The following is a 15,340-nucleotide window of genomic DNA, read 5'->3' as shown; positions in this document are numbered from 1 at the left end:
AATAACCTAATTTTCTAAATTACTTTACTCTAGTAACTTTTTGATTTTCTAATTTATATACCTGTTTACTTTCAGGGCAAATTGCGGTATTTTCATCTGAAAAGTTTAAACGATGTCCATATTCACCAACCCATCCTATTTGCTTACCGGGGTTTCCTACAACCAGTGCATAATCAGGTACATTCTTGGTTACAACTGCACCTGCACCAATTAAACAATATTTACCTAAGGAGTTTCCACAAATTACTGTTGCATTTGCCCCAATTGAAGCTCCTTTTTTAATAAGGGTTTCTTGATAATTATCTCTACGGACTATTGCACTTCTAGGATTAATAACATTAGTAAAAACCATAGACGGACCTAAAAAAACATCGTCTTCACAAATAACGCCAGTATAAATAGACACATTATTCTGAACCTTAACATTCTCACCCAAAGTTACTTTTGGAGAAACTACTACATTTTGACCGATATTACATTTGTCACCAATTTTGCAATTTGGCATAATATGTGAAAAATGCCATATTTTAGTTCCTGTTCCTATTTCACAACCTTCATCAATTACGGCAGTTTCATGAGAATAAAATGTATGGGAAGACATATTTTTGAGGTTTGATTTTCTATTTCTTTAAAACACTATATTTTGGCCTTCTAGCAAAAGTACAATAATTCTTAGCTATTTTTAGTTTAGTACTATTGTGTAAGTTATTTTCTGTTAAAATTTTATTTGCAAATTCATACCATGTCATCGATTTATCATCAGTGAAATGTAATATTCTGATATACTCCTCTTTCTGAATTATCAAATCTAAAATATAAATAGCCAAATTATTCGCATTCGTCGGACAGCCGATTTGTTCGTTAGTAACAGAAAGAACTTCGCCTGCCTTAGCTTTACTCAAAATAATAGTATAAAAATTTTTACCAAACTCAGAATATAACCAAGAAGTTCTAATAATAAAATAATCTTCTATAATCTCTTGAATGTACTTTTCGCCAAGCAATTTAGACTTACCATATTCATTTATTGGATTCGGTATATCATCCACAGTGTAAGGTTCTTTTTTCTCCCCGTCAAATACATAATCCGTAGAAATATGTATTAAAAATGTATCATATTCCCTACATATTAAAGCCAGATTTTTAACTCCTTCCGCATTTACTTTAAATGCTATTTCAGGTGTTTTTTCTGCCTGTTCGACGTTTGTATAGGCGGCACAGTTTAAACAGTAATCAAAATTATCTACTGCAAATAAAGAATTTACTTGCTTCTTATTTGTAATATCAAAATCTTTGGAATTCTTAAAAACAAAAGCTAGGTCCTTATAGTTTGGAGCAATTTTCTGTAAACACTGTCCTAGCTGCCCATTGGCCCCTGTAACTAAAACCTTCTTCATTCCATTAATTTTTTGAAAGTCGGTAATAATAAGTCTTTTTCTGACACTATTAATTCAGATGAAGGATAGCCCCAATCTATTGCTAAGTCAGAATCGTTAAATAATATTCCCGACTCATGTTTAGGGTTATAATAGCCATCACATAAATAATTGAACACCACTTCATTGGTAAGGGCTAAAAAACCATGCGCCATACCTTTCGGTATAAAAATACATTTTTTATTTGCCTCAGATAAATTAACCTTAATGTGTTGACCAAATGATGCACTATCGGGTCTAATATCAACAATTACATCGACTACCTCGCCTCTTTGAACGGAAACTAACTTTGCTTGAGCGCTATCTCCTCTTTGAAAATGTAAACCTCTTAAAACACCTTTCTTAGAAATAGAAGTATTCTCTTGTACAAAATCAATATTATAACCTAAAACACTTTCTAGCTCATTTTTTTTAAAGACCTCAAAAAAGACACCTCTTTTATCTTCATAAATTTGAGGCTCTAGAATTAAGCAACCTTTTAGTTTAGTTTCGGTTATTTTCATTTAATCAAATTCATTAAATATTCGCCGTATCCACTTTTTAACAACGGCTTTGCCAGCTTTTCCAATTGATTTGTATCAATAAAGCCTTGGGTATATGCTACCTCTTCTATGCAGCCTATTTTCAAACCTTGACGTTCTTCTATTACTTGTACAAACTGAGATGCGTTCATCAAAGAACTAAAGGTGCCAGTATCTAGCCATGCAATCCCTTTATCAAGAACACTTACTTGTAACTTTCCCCTTTTTAAATAAGCAATATTTACATCAGTGATTTCCAGTTCTCCTCTATTGCTCGGTTCTATTTGCTGTGCTATCTTTACTACATTATTATCGTAAAAATAAATTCCCGGAATTGCATAGTTGGATTTAGGAATTTGAGGTTTTTCAACAATAGAAATAGCTTTTCCAGATTCATCAAATTCAACTACACCATATCTATTTGGATTATTTACATGATACCCATAAACTATACCGCCTTCTGGATTAGAATTTGCCTTCAATAATTTTTCCAGCCCATTCCCATAGAAAATATTATCTCCTAAAATTAAAGCAACCTTGTTATTACCAATAAACTCCCTACCAATAATAAAAGCCTCGGCCAAACCTTTTGGTTCTGGTTGAATAGCATATTGAAATGTACAACCTAATTGTTTACCATCTGATAGTAGTTTTTTGAATAACGGTAAATCATCTGGTGTCGTTATTATTAAAATTTCCCTTATTCCAGCAATCATTAGCGTAGATAACGGATAATAAATCATTGGCTTATCGTAAATTGGCATTAACTGTTTACTTAATGCTTTTGTCAAAGGCCAAAGTCGAGATCCCGTACCGCCTGCAAGTAAAATTCCTTTCATAATTATTTAGATTGATATTTTTTTAAATACCAGTCAACTGTCTTCTCTAAACCAGACTGAAAGCTTTCTAAAGACTTCCAACCTAGCTCTGCTTTTATTTTAGATGCATCTATAGCATACCTAAAATCATGACCCAATCTATCCTCTACGAATTCTATTTGATTTTTATAACTTCCTTTATTGCTAGGAACCTTTTTATCAAGAATTTCACAAATTTTATTAGCAATCGTTAAATTGTCAAATTCATTATTTCCTCCCAAAAGATATGTTTCTCCAGCTACCCCATGAGAATAGATTACATCAATTCCCTTACAGTGATCCTCTACAAACAACCAATCTCTTACATTTTTACCATTTCCATAAATCGGAATTTTTAATCCTTTTATAGCAGACTTAATGATAGTAGGAATTAATTTTTCATCATGCTGCTTTGGCCCATAATTATTAGAGCAATTACTGGTTACAACGTTCATACCATATGTGTGATGATAACTTCGAACTAAAAAGTCTGAAGACGCCTTAGAAGCGCTGTAAGGACTGTTCGGTTGATAGCTAGATTTTTCTGTAAAAAACCCGTCTATTCCTAATGAGCCATAAACTTCATCTGTACTTATATGGTGAAATCTATAATTTTTGCCGTTCCAAAATTTTCTTGCTACCTCTAAGAGGGTAAAAGTACCTTCAATATTGGTTTTAATAAACTGCTTTGGAGAACTAATGGAATTATCTACGTGTGATTCCGCAGCAAAATTAATTACTCCGCTAATGGTATGCTCATGAAATAAGTTTTTAACTAATTCAGTATCACAAATATCACCTTCTACAAAAGTGTAATTTGGGTTTTTAGCTAACTCTGCAGTATTTTTTATATCACCAGCATAAGTTAGTTTATCTAAATTAATCACATTAGTCTTCGGGTACTTACCTAAAAAGTAACTAATAAAATTACTTCCTATAAAACCAGCACCACCTGTAATTAGAATTGCGTTGTTCAATAGGTGGCTCGCCATAAATTACATTATTGATTTTGACTTTTTATTCAAGTAAATTAAAGCAGATAAAATGAAAAACACAGAAACAAATATTAAGGGAATCAACACAATACTTTTACCAAAAAAGGATGTATGTTCTACCTGGGTTTCACCGAGATTAATTATGCTTACGGGAGCGGTGCTTTCTTCCAGTTCTAGTTTCTTAGTTTCAATGTCCCTAATCAAACTGGTTTTATATTCAAAGATATCAGCTATATTAACTTGTTCTTGGTTGTCAAGAATAATTTTGTCTGAAGAATTGCTGTTTCCGCTTTGAGCTAAACTATTCGTATAATTTACAATGATTTCGTCTACTTGTTTTAGCAATTTTTCATCTTGGGCAATGCGATTTTGAGCGTTAGTTCTATGAATTTCCAATAATCCGTTGAAGTAGGTATTGGAATTAATATAGTCCATCACCCTTTTTGCAAATTCTTTACCAAATTCCGCGTTATTGTAATAAAAGGTTATTCTATGATTGAACGAACTTTTATTCTGTAACTCAGCCCTTACGATATCTGCAATCGCATCGGTGTTTTCAAAGCTTTGCAATAACTCTAAATATTTTAAATCACTTTCTGAATTACTAACTTCGGCAACCCTTGCAATCTGAATTTTCAGACCTGTAAAATCAATACCGTTGATTCCCATAGCTTTAAAGAACATGGTATCTTTTGCTTGAATGTTAGATTGAATCTCGTTTACAACATCGTACAAATAATTCTTACTCTCTAATTGAGGTTTAACAATTACCTCTGACTTGTATTTTTTAGAACTTATCTGATTTAACCCATAACCAATCGCTAGTCCAACAATTACTAAACCAATAAGTATGAGTAGATTTTTTTTGAAATACAGAAAAACTCTTAAAATCCAACGAAAAATAGCATTGAAGCCCCTTCCTATTAATTGAAATAACTGCCCCAAATCAATTTCGTCTGAGTTGTTTTGGGTAGATGGTGATTGATTGCTTGCCATTTATGTAGTAAATATTTGCTTTAAAATTTTATCTGTAATTAAGTATGTAGGTTTTACTCCTGTTGTACCCAATCCCCCTGAAGCTAATGTGCTTCCTGTTTCCAATGGATTGTCTGATGCATAATATGCATAACGTACTTTTACATCTTCGCCTATACTTTTTCTAATTTTTGAAGCTGACTGAATTGCTTTTTGATAATGCACTCCCTCCATTTCCAGTCCGATAACGTTCCATGTGGACTTGTGAAAGAACTTTAATATATCTTTATTCTGTAGTGATGTTCCCAACACGGTTACCATAGTACCTTCAAAAACCTGTAAACCATATCCTTCAAAATCCTTAGCACACAATTCATTGTTAAAAGGATAGTTGTCTGCCGTTCCTTCAAAAATATGTGCAGAAGGAATCATTAAATCTCCTTTTCCCCCTTCTAGAATACCAGCTTTACCCATAATTGAAACCGAGTCCACATTAATTAACGAAGAACCATTCTTTTTAGTTACATATGGCTTCAATAACTCATCGATAGTTTCATATGCCTGTTCGCCAAATGCGTAATCCATTACAAATATAACAGGTTTTTTATCATCCTGTGTTTCCGAAAATTCGTACGAGCAATTATTGATTTTTATTTTCGCCGTATCAAAAATTTGAACATCAATATTTGTCCCAGATGTATCATCAATAGCGATCATTCCGTTTTCTTCAGCTACATCAATAACTTTCTTTCTTAGCGCTGCATTACCAGAACTACTTAGTGCTTCAAAAATTTCTAATGAATCTGTATTTGGAAATTCACTTTTTAATGCTGCTTTAGCAAATAGTGAATTCATTACACTATGCATATTTGCAGATATGATATGAATAGGTCTATGTAAAAGATTATTTTGTGTTAATACCTCTTTTATATTATTTGCCCATCTTTCACCGTGAATATGATGTCCCAATCTCTCCCTTAAAAGTGCACTAAAAGTAATGGCCCTTTTCTCACCCGTTATCTCTTCATCAAGTGCAAGTTTACCTAACCAGTATATTACTTTTAAAAAGCGATCGGGATTATCTTTGGTACTGAACTTTTTATATACCTCTAATATCTCCTCAAACGATCTTCCTAAGATATTTGCCGTATGGATAATTGCAATTTCACGTTCCGATTGCGGTAGTTCTTCTTTTTGAACCGCATTCTCTAGCTTAGTCCAGTCTCTAATTGTTTTATCAGTATCCGTTATCAGTACCTTTTTACAGATTTTCTCAGATTCAATGAACAGAAAGGTTAGGTGGGTTAAAATATCATAGATATCTGAACGACCCCTTGTTATCTCAATATTCATTTGCTCATCGTCGATACGATAACAGTTTCTTCTTCTTTTTGGAGGAATTATTGGATTGATATGTGAAATACCATATCCTTCATCTGAAGTTAAATTGATGAATGAACACTGTTCTATACCTTCTGGCAATCTTTCCAAAACGTAAATAAGTCCGTTGAGTTCTGCCTTTTCCTCGCCTACAGATCCATATATTTCGGGCCTTAGTTGTAAAAGCGCATTTTTTAAAGCTTCCCCAGAAACGCCGTTAGGCTTATAAAACCCTCTATTAAACAAATGGCGCATAGTAATATACATGCGTTCAATAGCATTTGTAGATTCTTGAGCTCTAGTTGTTGTAATTGCTTTTCCCATTGAAAATTTCGATCGAAATTACGATTTATAATTTGTTATTAAAAGTTAGCTATTACTAAGCTTAAATTTTGACAAGCCATCGGCTACTTTCCTATCATTTGACAATCGTTGCACCTTATTTTGTCCGCCAAGTTTACCAATAGACTTCATATACTCTAAAAAGGCCCCGCTTTGTACCGGAGTTATTTTTAAGGTTTGTAACACCTTACCCACTATTAAATCGTAATAATAACTGTTTTGTTGCTGTAAAGCCAAATCAAGTTCTTTGATGAACAATTCCATATCACTTGGTAACTTTTCAAATTCAATGAACCATTCATGATATGGCAATTCATTTTCAGCCGGCACAATTTGGGGAGCTACCGTAAATTCACTTACACTTGCATCTGTAGCTTTTGTAGCAACCAACATTGCTTCTTCAACTTCTTTAGCGATTACATGTTCTCCAAAGGCTGAAATAAAATGTTTAATACGCCCCGATACAACAATTTTAAAAGGATTTTTTGAAATAAACCGAATGGTATCACCTAAATTATATCCCCATAAACCTGCATTGGTAGAGATTATCATTACATAGTCTACATCTAGTTCTACATCTTTTATAGTGATGCGTTTGGGGTGTTCATCGTAAAATTCATCTGAGCGGATAAACTCATAAAATATACCCGCATCCAAAAGCAAAAGCATGCCATTTTCTTTTTGCGAATTTTGATAGGCAAAAAATCCTTCGCTTGCAGGAAAAAGTTCAATGCTTGCCACTTTTCTACCTATTAATGCTTCAAACTTCTTTCTATAAGGCTCATAATTTACTCCGCCATAAATAAAAAGCTCAAAATTTTTAAAAAGGTCTCCTACATACTCATTGGTATTTTCTTTGAGTCTTTCAAAATACATTTGCACCCATGAAGGTATACCGGCAATAACGGTCATATCTTCATTTTTTGTTTCCTCGACAATTGCATTGACTTTGGTTTCCCAATCTTCAATACAATTTGTTTCCCAACTAGGCATTCTGTTTTTTTGCAGATAATTAGGAACATAATGAGCAGATATTCCAGAAAGTCTCCCCAGTTTAACTCCGTTCTTCTCTTGTAATTTAGGACTTCCTTGTAAAAAAATCATTTTACCGGTTACAAAATCTGCATTACCGGTTTCATGTATATAATTTAGTATTGCGTTTCTAGAGGCCTTTACCTGTTCTTTAATGCTACCCTCTGTAATAGGAATATATTTCGCCCCTGAAGTAGTACCTGATGTTTTGGCAAAATAGAGTGGTTTGCCAGGCCAAAGAATATCCTCTTTTCCTTCTACAGCTAAATTTACATATAATTTTAGCTCCTCATAATCCCTAACAGGTACTTGAGCAATAAAATCGCTATGCTTTTTAATGGTTTTAAAACCATGGTCCTTACCAAACTTAGTGTCGCTTGCCTTTGCAATTAGGCTTTTGAAAACCTTGTCTTGCGTTTCAATAGGGTTATTTACCCATTTAGCCGTTCTTTTGGCAATGCGGTGAGCAAATATTTTAGCAGCAATAGTCTTTAAAGACATTTATGAATTTAATTAAAGTCAATATAATTTGTAGGGTCAATTGGAGTACCGTTATCCCAAATTTCAAAGTGCAGGTGTGGACCGGTAGTGAGTTCTCCCGTATTACCAACAGCAGCGATTACTTCTCCCCCTCTTACAATATTACCTTGAAATTTAGATAAGGAACCATTGTGCTTATATACGCTCAAAAGTCCTCCTTCATGCTCTATGATAATTACATAACCCGTATCTGCTGTCCATTCGGAAAATATTACGGTTCCATTTGCAACGGCTTTAACAGGGCTATCGGTAACGGCGGTAACATCAACCGCATAATGTTTTTCATTTGGTTCAAAACCCATTGATATAGGTCCTGATACTGGTGTAAATAAAACTAAATTTTTCTTATCGATCGTACGTTCAAATAAATTGTATTTATCTTCAAGTGCAACCTCGGCCCGTAATAATGAATCCTCCTTAATCGGACTTAAGTCTACAGATGCAGGGTCTAGTTTATATTGCTGAAATAGAGAGTCTCTATTTACCACGGTATTTTCTATGTCACCCTTTAATACCATTCGAATATTGTCTAAATACTTATTGGTATAATTTAAGGTCCTTATTAAAGAATCTGTTTTGTACGTAAGTTCGGTAGCTTCCTTTTTAAGCCTGGTTGATGAATAACCAGGTATATACTCCCGCAAAGGAGTAAAGGCAATTAATAAGGTGGTAAGACCTATTAAACCTATCATAAAAAGAGAACCCGTTACAAATACGTTAAGCCTACTTAATTTAAAAGAAATCTTTTCTTCAAAAGTACTTTCGTTTAGAATAACCAAACGGTACTTATGCAGTAGTTTACGTTTTATCTCTTTTCTTTTTTTGACTTTCTTTTTGGCCATCTTAACAAAGATAAACTTAGAATTTAATTTTAAACCTATTCACCTAAGAAATATAACGGCAATAACGATAGCTTTTTGCCCGTTTATACCCAAATAATAGTTAAAATATACAAACCTGAAAAACGTATTTAGATATACTGAAGAATTCTACAGTAGTTTTTAGTATCTTTGAAATCCATATTTTAAATTATAGTCTTATGACATTCTTATCTACATTTTTGGCCATAGGCGCTCCACAAATAATATTAGTGGTAGTCGTGATTCTACTATTATTCGGTGGAAAAAAGATTCCTGAACTTATGAGAGGTTTAGGTAGTGGAATCAAAGAGTTTAAAGACGCCTCTAAAGAGGATGAACAAATAGAAGAAAAGAACAAGGAGTAATAAATAAGATTGCTTCCTTTCACAATTATAAAGCCTTGTTTTACAGGGCTTTTTGTTTGCTTAAAATTTTAAAAACACATTCAATTTCATAACAACAGTATCTCCAATCTAATGCTTTATTCAGTGCTTACACTTACGTATAGCTACTACATAATATTCGTACACGACAAAAAAAGCCTCTTTCACAACAATTAGTATTTAGAATACCCATATAAATCTAATTTCGTTAGACATACGGCACTAAAAACCTATAGCAAACCGTTCGTACAATACTTAACCCCCTGTTGAATTTATCATTCGGCTAAGATTTATATTTATGAGAAGTGTTTTAAATTTTATTTTTCTAGTCTTTGTTTTATCCGCCCATGCTCAAAATTTTGGTGATGGCATAGAAACAGAATTTCCTCAAGAAAAAGGTTATGACGCTAATACTTTAGCGTTTAATGAAGAGGAAGACAAAAAAGAATTTCAAAAAGCTGCTGAAGCCATACCCGTTCCATATAGAGCATTCAATAAGATTGAAAATATAGAAAATGGTTATTACGTTATTTCAGGCACGTTCTCAAAAGATAAAAACTTAAAATCTCAAGTAAGAAAGCTCAATAAAAAAGGTTTTAATGCTGGCTATTTTCAAAATCCCGAGACACAACTTTATTATGTCTATTTAAACCATTACGATTCTTGGCGTGATGCTTTGAACGATTGCTCATCAAAATTTGATGGTAAATATGACGATCAAGTATGGGTGTTAAAAATTCTAGATGGTGATACGGAATCTATGGACGATATGGAAACTATTGCTGTAGAAGATGTTACATATGATATGCTTGATGCATCTAAAACAGAAAACCCAGAATCAAAAACCAAACTTGTTAAAAGAGCAGATGAGTATTTTGATAAAATGTGGTATGCTGAAGCAGCAAGGTTGTATGAACAAGCATTGTCAAAAGGTGAAAAATCATATTCTTATGATGTATTAAAGAAAGCAGGAGATGCGCATTATTTTAATACAGATATGGAGAACGCATATAAATGGTACAATATACTTTATACAAAGTATGAATCTAATATGGGTTCAGATTACTTATTTAAATATGCACATTCATTAAAAGGAATTGGTAATTATAAGAGATCAAAGCGTTTATTAAAATTATACAATAGAAAATTAGTTGGAGAAGAAGTTGCAAAACAAACCAAGCAAAATGAAATTGTATTGGACGGACTTCTAAGAATGGAAGGAAAATTTGATATTGCCAATCTTAGTATTAACTCAAAGTACTCTGAATTCTCACCTATGTACTATGGTGGTGATCAAATGGTTTTTGCCTCCGCAAAAGATTCTTCAATATTTAATACCAGAAAATATAAATGGAACAATCAACCCTATTTAGATTTATTTGTAGCCAAAGTAAATGAAGAAACACAAGACTTTAAAGACGCTTTAAAATTTTCTAAAAAAATAAATACCAAGTATCACGAAGCCTCAGTTGCATTTTCACCAGATAATGAGACCATGTACTTTACCAGAAACAATTATGGTAAAAAACTCAAGCGTGACAAAAACGGAATCAATCATTTAAAAATATACCGTTCTAGAAAGGTTAATGATGAGTGGTTAGAAGCAGAAGAAGTTTCATTTAACAGCGATGCATATTCAACTGGTCACCCAGCTTTAAGCCCAGATGGTAAACAATTATACTTTGTATCGGATATGCCAGGTAGCATAGGTGAAACAGATATTTTTGTGGTTGATGTCTTAGAAAATGGTTCCTTTTCTTCGCCAAGAAATCTTGGTCCAGAAATCAATACTGAACATAAAGAAATGTTCCCATTTATAAACGACAAGAAATTATACTTCTCATCTGATGGTCATGTAGGTTTAGGAGGTTTAGATGTATTTGAAGTGGCTTTCGACGATGAAGCCGGATTCCTAGAAGTACGAAACGTAGGCAAACCCGTAAACAGTAAAAAAGACGACTTTTCTTTTATTGTAGATGAAGAAACACAAAAAGGGTACTTTGCTTCTAATCGTAGTGGTGGTAAAGGTGACGATGATATCTACTCATTTAAAACACTACATGTAGAAGAAATACCGACCAGTATTAATGCAATTTCCGGTGTTGTAACCGAATTGATAACCGGTGATATTATGCCTAATGCCTTGGTTGAGCTTCTTGATGAAAACAATATAAAGCTTAAAGAAATGGAGACCGATGAAAATGGTAATTTCATTTTTGAGGATTTAGATGCAGATACCAGATATGTTTTAAAAACTACCAAAGGTTCTTATTTTGATGATACCCGAGAGTCCGCTACCAAAGAAAACGAAATTGTCAATGTCGATGTGTCAATGAGAAAACTTAATGATATGATCGCTGTTGAAGATGGTATTAAGAAACTCAAAACAGAGATGATCCACTTTAATTTTGATAAATCATTCATTCGTAAAGATGCCGCTTTAGAACTTGATAAATTAGTAGCTGTTATGAACGATTCACCGAACATGGTCATCAAAATTGAATCTCATACAGATTCTAGAGGTGATGCCGTATATAACAAATACCTATCTGATAAACGTGCAAAATCTACAAGAGACTATATTATAGCTCAAGGTATCGATCCAAAACGTATAGAAAGTGCTATTGGATATGGTGAAGAACGCTTAATCAATGAATGTGATGGTTCTGTTCGCTGTACCGAAGAAGAACACTACTTAAACCGTAGATCAGAATTCATTATCGTGAATATGTAATACAACTTTAACCAAAGTAATTAAACCCGCTCTATAGCGGGTTTTTTGTTTATAACTCTTTTCTAAACGCTTCAGAAAACCACTTCAACCCATTTAATATACATTCTATCGATCCAATAAAATAATGACACCGGTCGTTAATCTGATCTAATAACCGTTCATAGATTTTGGTTTTAAAAGGGTACAGTTGATAGTATTAATTATCCTTTCACCTAAACTATTCCATATAACTTTCTATTATGGTGAACTTTACACCCAGCAACAACTAATATATTGATTATGGAAAAAATTACTCTAGTGAAGGAAATATACATTGAAGCTTTTAGAAATTGGAAAAGCTACATCTTAGAGCATTACTTCAAAGTATTCTCTTGGTTATGTTTTGTGTTGATTGCTTTTGCCATGTACGCATTGATATACAGAGTATCTACCGGTTTTACATTTAGTAATCTATAAGACCGTATAATTTTTGGTTCTGAATATTAGAACTTAATTCACATAAAAGAGGCTCAGGAAACACCTGAGCCTCTTTTATTATATAGTAAGTACGGGAAAATTAATTCTTTTCTTCTCCTACATTAAATTGTACAGATTTTAATATCGCTTCCAGCTCGAACATATAATCTCTTTTCTTTGTAGCTGGAGCAAACACAAAGCCTTCTAAAACCAGTTTACGGTTATTCTCTTTATCGTTGATAATATAGGTCAAAAACGGACCTGCCATTGGATATGCAGACATTTCCCAGATTCCCCTAACCTCAGCTGCTTTTTTGCCAGAAACCTCGGCAGGAAAAACATATGGAGAAAAAGCTTTCTCTGTTATCATATGATTCTTTTTACCGGGTACATCTTCTCCACCAATATAGAGTCCGCCAATAGAATCTCTCATCTTAACAATATCTTGAACAAAAGTAGAATCGTTCTTAAAACTATCCCAAGGCATCGTATAGGCTATTATGTTCATGTTCCCTTTTTGAATCTGGCGATCTATCCAGACAAAATTGTCTTCTTCTCTGCCTACTCTATAAATAGAAGGTATTTTCATTGAAATATTAAACTTGTCCTCAAGGGCCTTTTCCTTATTCAATGATTTTTCAAAACGTTTTTGGGCCTTACCAATTTCCAAAGCCTTGTAAGCAGCTATGAATTCTTCTGCAGTTTTATGGATGTTCTCAATAAGTTCTTCTTTATTATGCCCTTTAATTACGCCCACTTTTTGTGGTTTGGCATACATATTGGATTTCATATGGGCAACGTTAAGAGTATCTTCCATAACATATAAAATAGAACTAGTGTTACGAATGGCTCCACTAAATATTTGCTGCGGAATTTGGGTGACACTAAATAGAGCTTCGTCCCAAGTTAAGCCTTGTGCCGCTGCCGTATAATTTTCACGAATGGCATCGCCCACACTACTATTCCATAAATCATTATCTATAACAACGGTAAGTGTGTTCATGGCTCCTACAGATTCTGGTAGGAAATCTGCTTTTCCTTCTTCCTTACAAGCTATTGATAGTCCTAAAATTGCTAAAAAGCAAAGTAAAATTCTTTTTTTCATTGGTGTTTTAATTTACGATGAACAGTCGCACAATTTCAATTTTGTGCCCGGTTTTAAATTATTACCACTAATACCATTCCATTTTCGCAAATTTTCGATAGTAACTCCCGGATATTTTCTAGAAATGGTCCATAAAGAGTCGCCACTTCTTACTTCATGTATTTTCGAATTATTGGCAACCGCAGTTCTAGAAGGGGTTTCCCTAGGTTTAACCGAAGAGCCAGGGTTCTTTCTTGGGTAAATGGTCAGCCTTTGTCCAATACGCAAATTATTGCTTCGTAAACCGTTCCATTGTTTTAATTGACTAACACGAACACCGTAACGTTCTGCAATTTTTCCAAGAAAGTCACCATCGCGTACCCTATAACGTATGCTATTTCCTTCAGCTGCTTTTTCTATTTTAGCGATAAGCCCTTCTTTCTCCTTTAATTCTTTTTGAACATGGGCATAAATAGCTTCTTCATTAGCTACAAATTTTCCTATTTGATGCACCGGAAGTCTCAACGCATGTGACCGACCTTTTACAAAGGGGATTACATCTAATTTATATTGTGGGTTAAGTATCTTTAGTTCATCTTTATTGATGCCTGTAAGTTCTGTAATCTGATCGAAGGTAATCATGTGCTTGACATGAATAGTATCCGTTTCAAAATACGCTCTTTCCGCTCTTTTAGTTTTTAATCCGTGTTCCTCGGCATATTCAAAAATATACATCGTTGCTTGAAAAGCAGGTACGTAACCAGCTGTTTCCCTGGGTAGATTCCTTCTTATGTTCCAATAATTTCTTTGACCTCCACTTCTGCGAATAGCTTTGTTGACATTTCCAGGACCAGAATTATAGGCTGCCAGTGCCAAATCCCAATCATTATATATTCGATACAATCTATTTAAATAATTACTTGCGGCCGCGGTAGATTTTATTGGGTCACTACGTTCATCTACATAGCTGTTAATGTTCAGCTTCATTTCTTTACCCGTACCGTACATAAATTGCCAAAGCCCGGTTGCTCCTACTCTTGAACGTGCTTTGGGGTTCAAAGCAGATTCAACAATAGACAAATACTTCATTTCTAAAGGTATGTTCTTATTGTCCAACTCTTGTTCAAATAAAGGAAAGTAAAACTGACTAATGGTAAGCATGCGCTCCATTAAATCTCTTTTTCTAGTAAGAAAAGATTTTATAACACTTTCTAAAGATGAGTTGTACTCGATATTGAAAGGCGTTCTTTCATTCATTCGTGCCAAACGCATCTTTAAGGTATCGGTAGGTAAATCAAGTATAAAAGCCGCAGTTGTATCTGGTTCGGTTAATACCTCTTGATACATTTCGTTAAAAAGTGGTGCGGCGTCTACAAGTTCTTTCATCCAAAGACTGTCGAACTTGGCGGCCAACGCATGATCTTGAAGATTATAGGTAGAAGATTCTGTTGGCTTGAACAACGCCAAATTTTCTGTATTTGAGCTTTGAACTATATTCAGTTGTTCTAACGGTACCACATTATCCAAGGAATCTTGAACAACGATTATACTACTGTTTAAAGAATCTGATACTGTTGAATTGGCATCTTTTTGTTGAGCGGCACCTACAATAGGAAACAGTGCCAATCCAAAACAAAAACTTTTATAGGTTACTTTATTCATCATGGGGCGAAATATCTTAACGGAACAAACGAAAATCGTACATTTTTTAGTGAGAATAAAATATATTCTCTTAAAATGCACAA

At 33.8% G+C, this 15,340-nt stretch carries 14 protein-coding genes; 3 read left to right on the top strand and 11 right to left on the bottom strand.

The window, feature by feature from the left end; all coding sequences use genetic code 11:
• Window positions 1–19 precede the first annotated feature (19 nt).
• Genes DCS95_RS15100 through DCS95_RS15060 form a run of 9 tightly spaced genes read right to left on the bottom strand, consistent with a single transcriptional unit; the run spans window position 20 to window position 8,920 of the window.
• Window positions 20–601 (bottom strand): acyltransferase, encoded by a 582-nt coding sequence (locus DCS95_RS15100; protein WP_116771603.1) that lies wholly within the window; start codon window positions 599–601, stop codon window positions 20–22.
• Window positions 602–620: 19 nt separating this feature from the next.
• Window positions 621–1,397 (bottom strand): dTDP-4-dehydrorhamnose reductase, encoded by a 777-nt coding sequence (gene rfbD / locus DCS95_RS15095; protein ID WP_116771602.1) that lies wholly within the window; start codon window positions 1,395–1,397, stop codon window positions 621–623.
• A complete protein-coding gene (gene rfbC / locus DCS95_RS15090) occupies window positions 1,394–1,939 on the bottom strand; it encodes a dTDP-4-dehydrorhamnose 3,5-epimerase (protein WP_116771601.1) in 546 nt (181 codons plus the stop codon). The genes rfbD and rfbC overlap by 4 nt, the downstream gene beginning before the upstream one ends.
• Window positions 1,936–2,796, bottom strand: coding sequence for a glucose-1-phosphate thymidylyltransferase RfbA (rfbA, locus tag DCS95_RS15085; protein ID WP_116771600.1), 861 nt, complete (start codon window positions 2,794–2,796; stop codon window positions 1,936–1,938). Before rfbA ends, rfbC begins: the two co-directional genes overlap by 4 nt.
• 2 nt (window positions 2,797–2,798) lie before the next feature.
• Window positions 2,799–3,806, bottom strand: a complete 1,008-nt coding sequence (gene rfbB / locus DCS95_RS15080) for a dTDP-glucose 4,6-dehydratase (RefSeq protein WP_116771599.1) — start codon at window positions 3,804–3,806, stop codon at window positions 2,799–2,801.
• A gap of 3 nt (window positions 3,807–3,809) precedes the next feature.
• On the bottom strand, window positions 3,810–4,805 hold the full coding sequence (locus DCS95_RS15075) for a hypothetical protein (RefSeq protein ID WP_116771598.1): 996 nt from the start codon (window positions 4,803–4,805) through the stop codon (window positions 3,810–3,812).
• Window positions 4,806–6,488, bottom strand: coding sequence for a DUF6909 family protein (locus DCS95_RS15070; protein WP_116771597.1), 1,683 nt, complete (start codon window positions 6,486–6,488; stop codon window positions 4,806–4,808).
• 45 nt (window positions 6,489–6,533) lie between these two features.
• Window positions 6,534–8,039, bottom strand: a complete 1,506-nt coding sequence (locus DCS95_RS15065; RefSeq protein WP_116771596.1) for a GH3 family acyl-acid amido synthetase — start codon at window positions 8,037–8,039, stop codon at window positions 6,534–6,536.
• Between the two features lie 8 nt (window positions 8,040–8,047).
• Window positions 8,048–8,920 (bottom strand): M23 family metallopeptidase, encoded by an 873-nt coding sequence (locus DCS95_RS15060; protein WP_116771595.1) that lies wholly within the window; start codon window positions 8,918–8,920, stop codon window positions 8,048–8,050.
• Window positions 8,921–9,117: 197 nt separating this feature from the next.
• Here DCS95_RS15060 and tatA point away from each other — a divergent pair, with 197 nt between their 5' ends.
• From tatA to DCS95_RS20285, 3 genes are all read left to right on the top strand, one after another.
• Window positions 9,118–9,303, top strand: a complete 186-nt coding sequence (tatA, locus tag DCS95_RS15055; RefSeq protein WP_116771594.1) for a twin-arginine translocase TatA/TatE family subunit — start codon at window positions 9,118–9,120, stop codon at window positions 9,301–9,303.
• Window positions 9,304–9,619: 316 nt separating this feature from the next.
• Window positions 9,620–12,055, top strand: a complete 2,436-nt coding sequence (locus DCS95_RS15050; RefSeq protein WP_116771593.1) for an OmpA family protein — start codon at window positions 9,620–9,622, stop codon at window positions 12,053–12,055.
• A 279-nt stretch (window positions 12,056–12,334) separates the two neighbouring features.
• Complete coding sequence (locus DCS95_RS20285) at window positions 12,335–12,511, top strand: DUF6747 family protein (RefSeq protein ID WP_164674209.1); 177 nt, start codon at window positions 12,335–12,337, stop codon at window positions 12,509–12,511.
• A gap of 100 nt (window positions 12,512–12,611) precedes the next feature.
• Here DCS95_RS20285 and DCS95_RS15045 read toward each other — a convergent pair whose 3' ends face one another.
• Both DCS95_RS15045 and DCS95_RS15040 read right to left on the bottom strand, forming a co-directional pair.
• The gene (locus tag DCS95_RS15045; RefSeq protein ID WP_116771592.1) at window positions 12,612–13,616 is read right to left on the bottom strand and encodes a DUF4837 family protein; all 1,005 of its coding nucleotides are present in this window, start codon (window positions 13,614–13,616) and stop codon (window positions 12,612–12,614) included.
• Window positions 13,617–13,628: 12 nt separating this feature from the next.
• Complete coding sequence (locus DCS95_RS15040; protein ID WP_244178466.1) at window positions 13,629–15,260, bottom strand: LysM peptidoglycan-binding domain-containing protein; 1,632 nt, start codon at window positions 15,258–15,260, stop codon at window positions 13,629–13,631.
• Between the last annotated feature and the right edge of the window lie 80 nt (window positions 15,261–15,340).

Source organism: Maribacter litoralis, assembly GCF_003075045.1.
Taxonomy (GTDB): domain Bacteria; phylum Bacteroidota; class Bacteroidia; order Flavobacteriales; family Flavobacteriaceae; genus Maribacter; species Maribacter litoralis.
The sequence above is the reverse complement of the archived record's forward strand: the minus strand, read 5'-3'. Positions and strand labels throughout refer to the sequence as shown.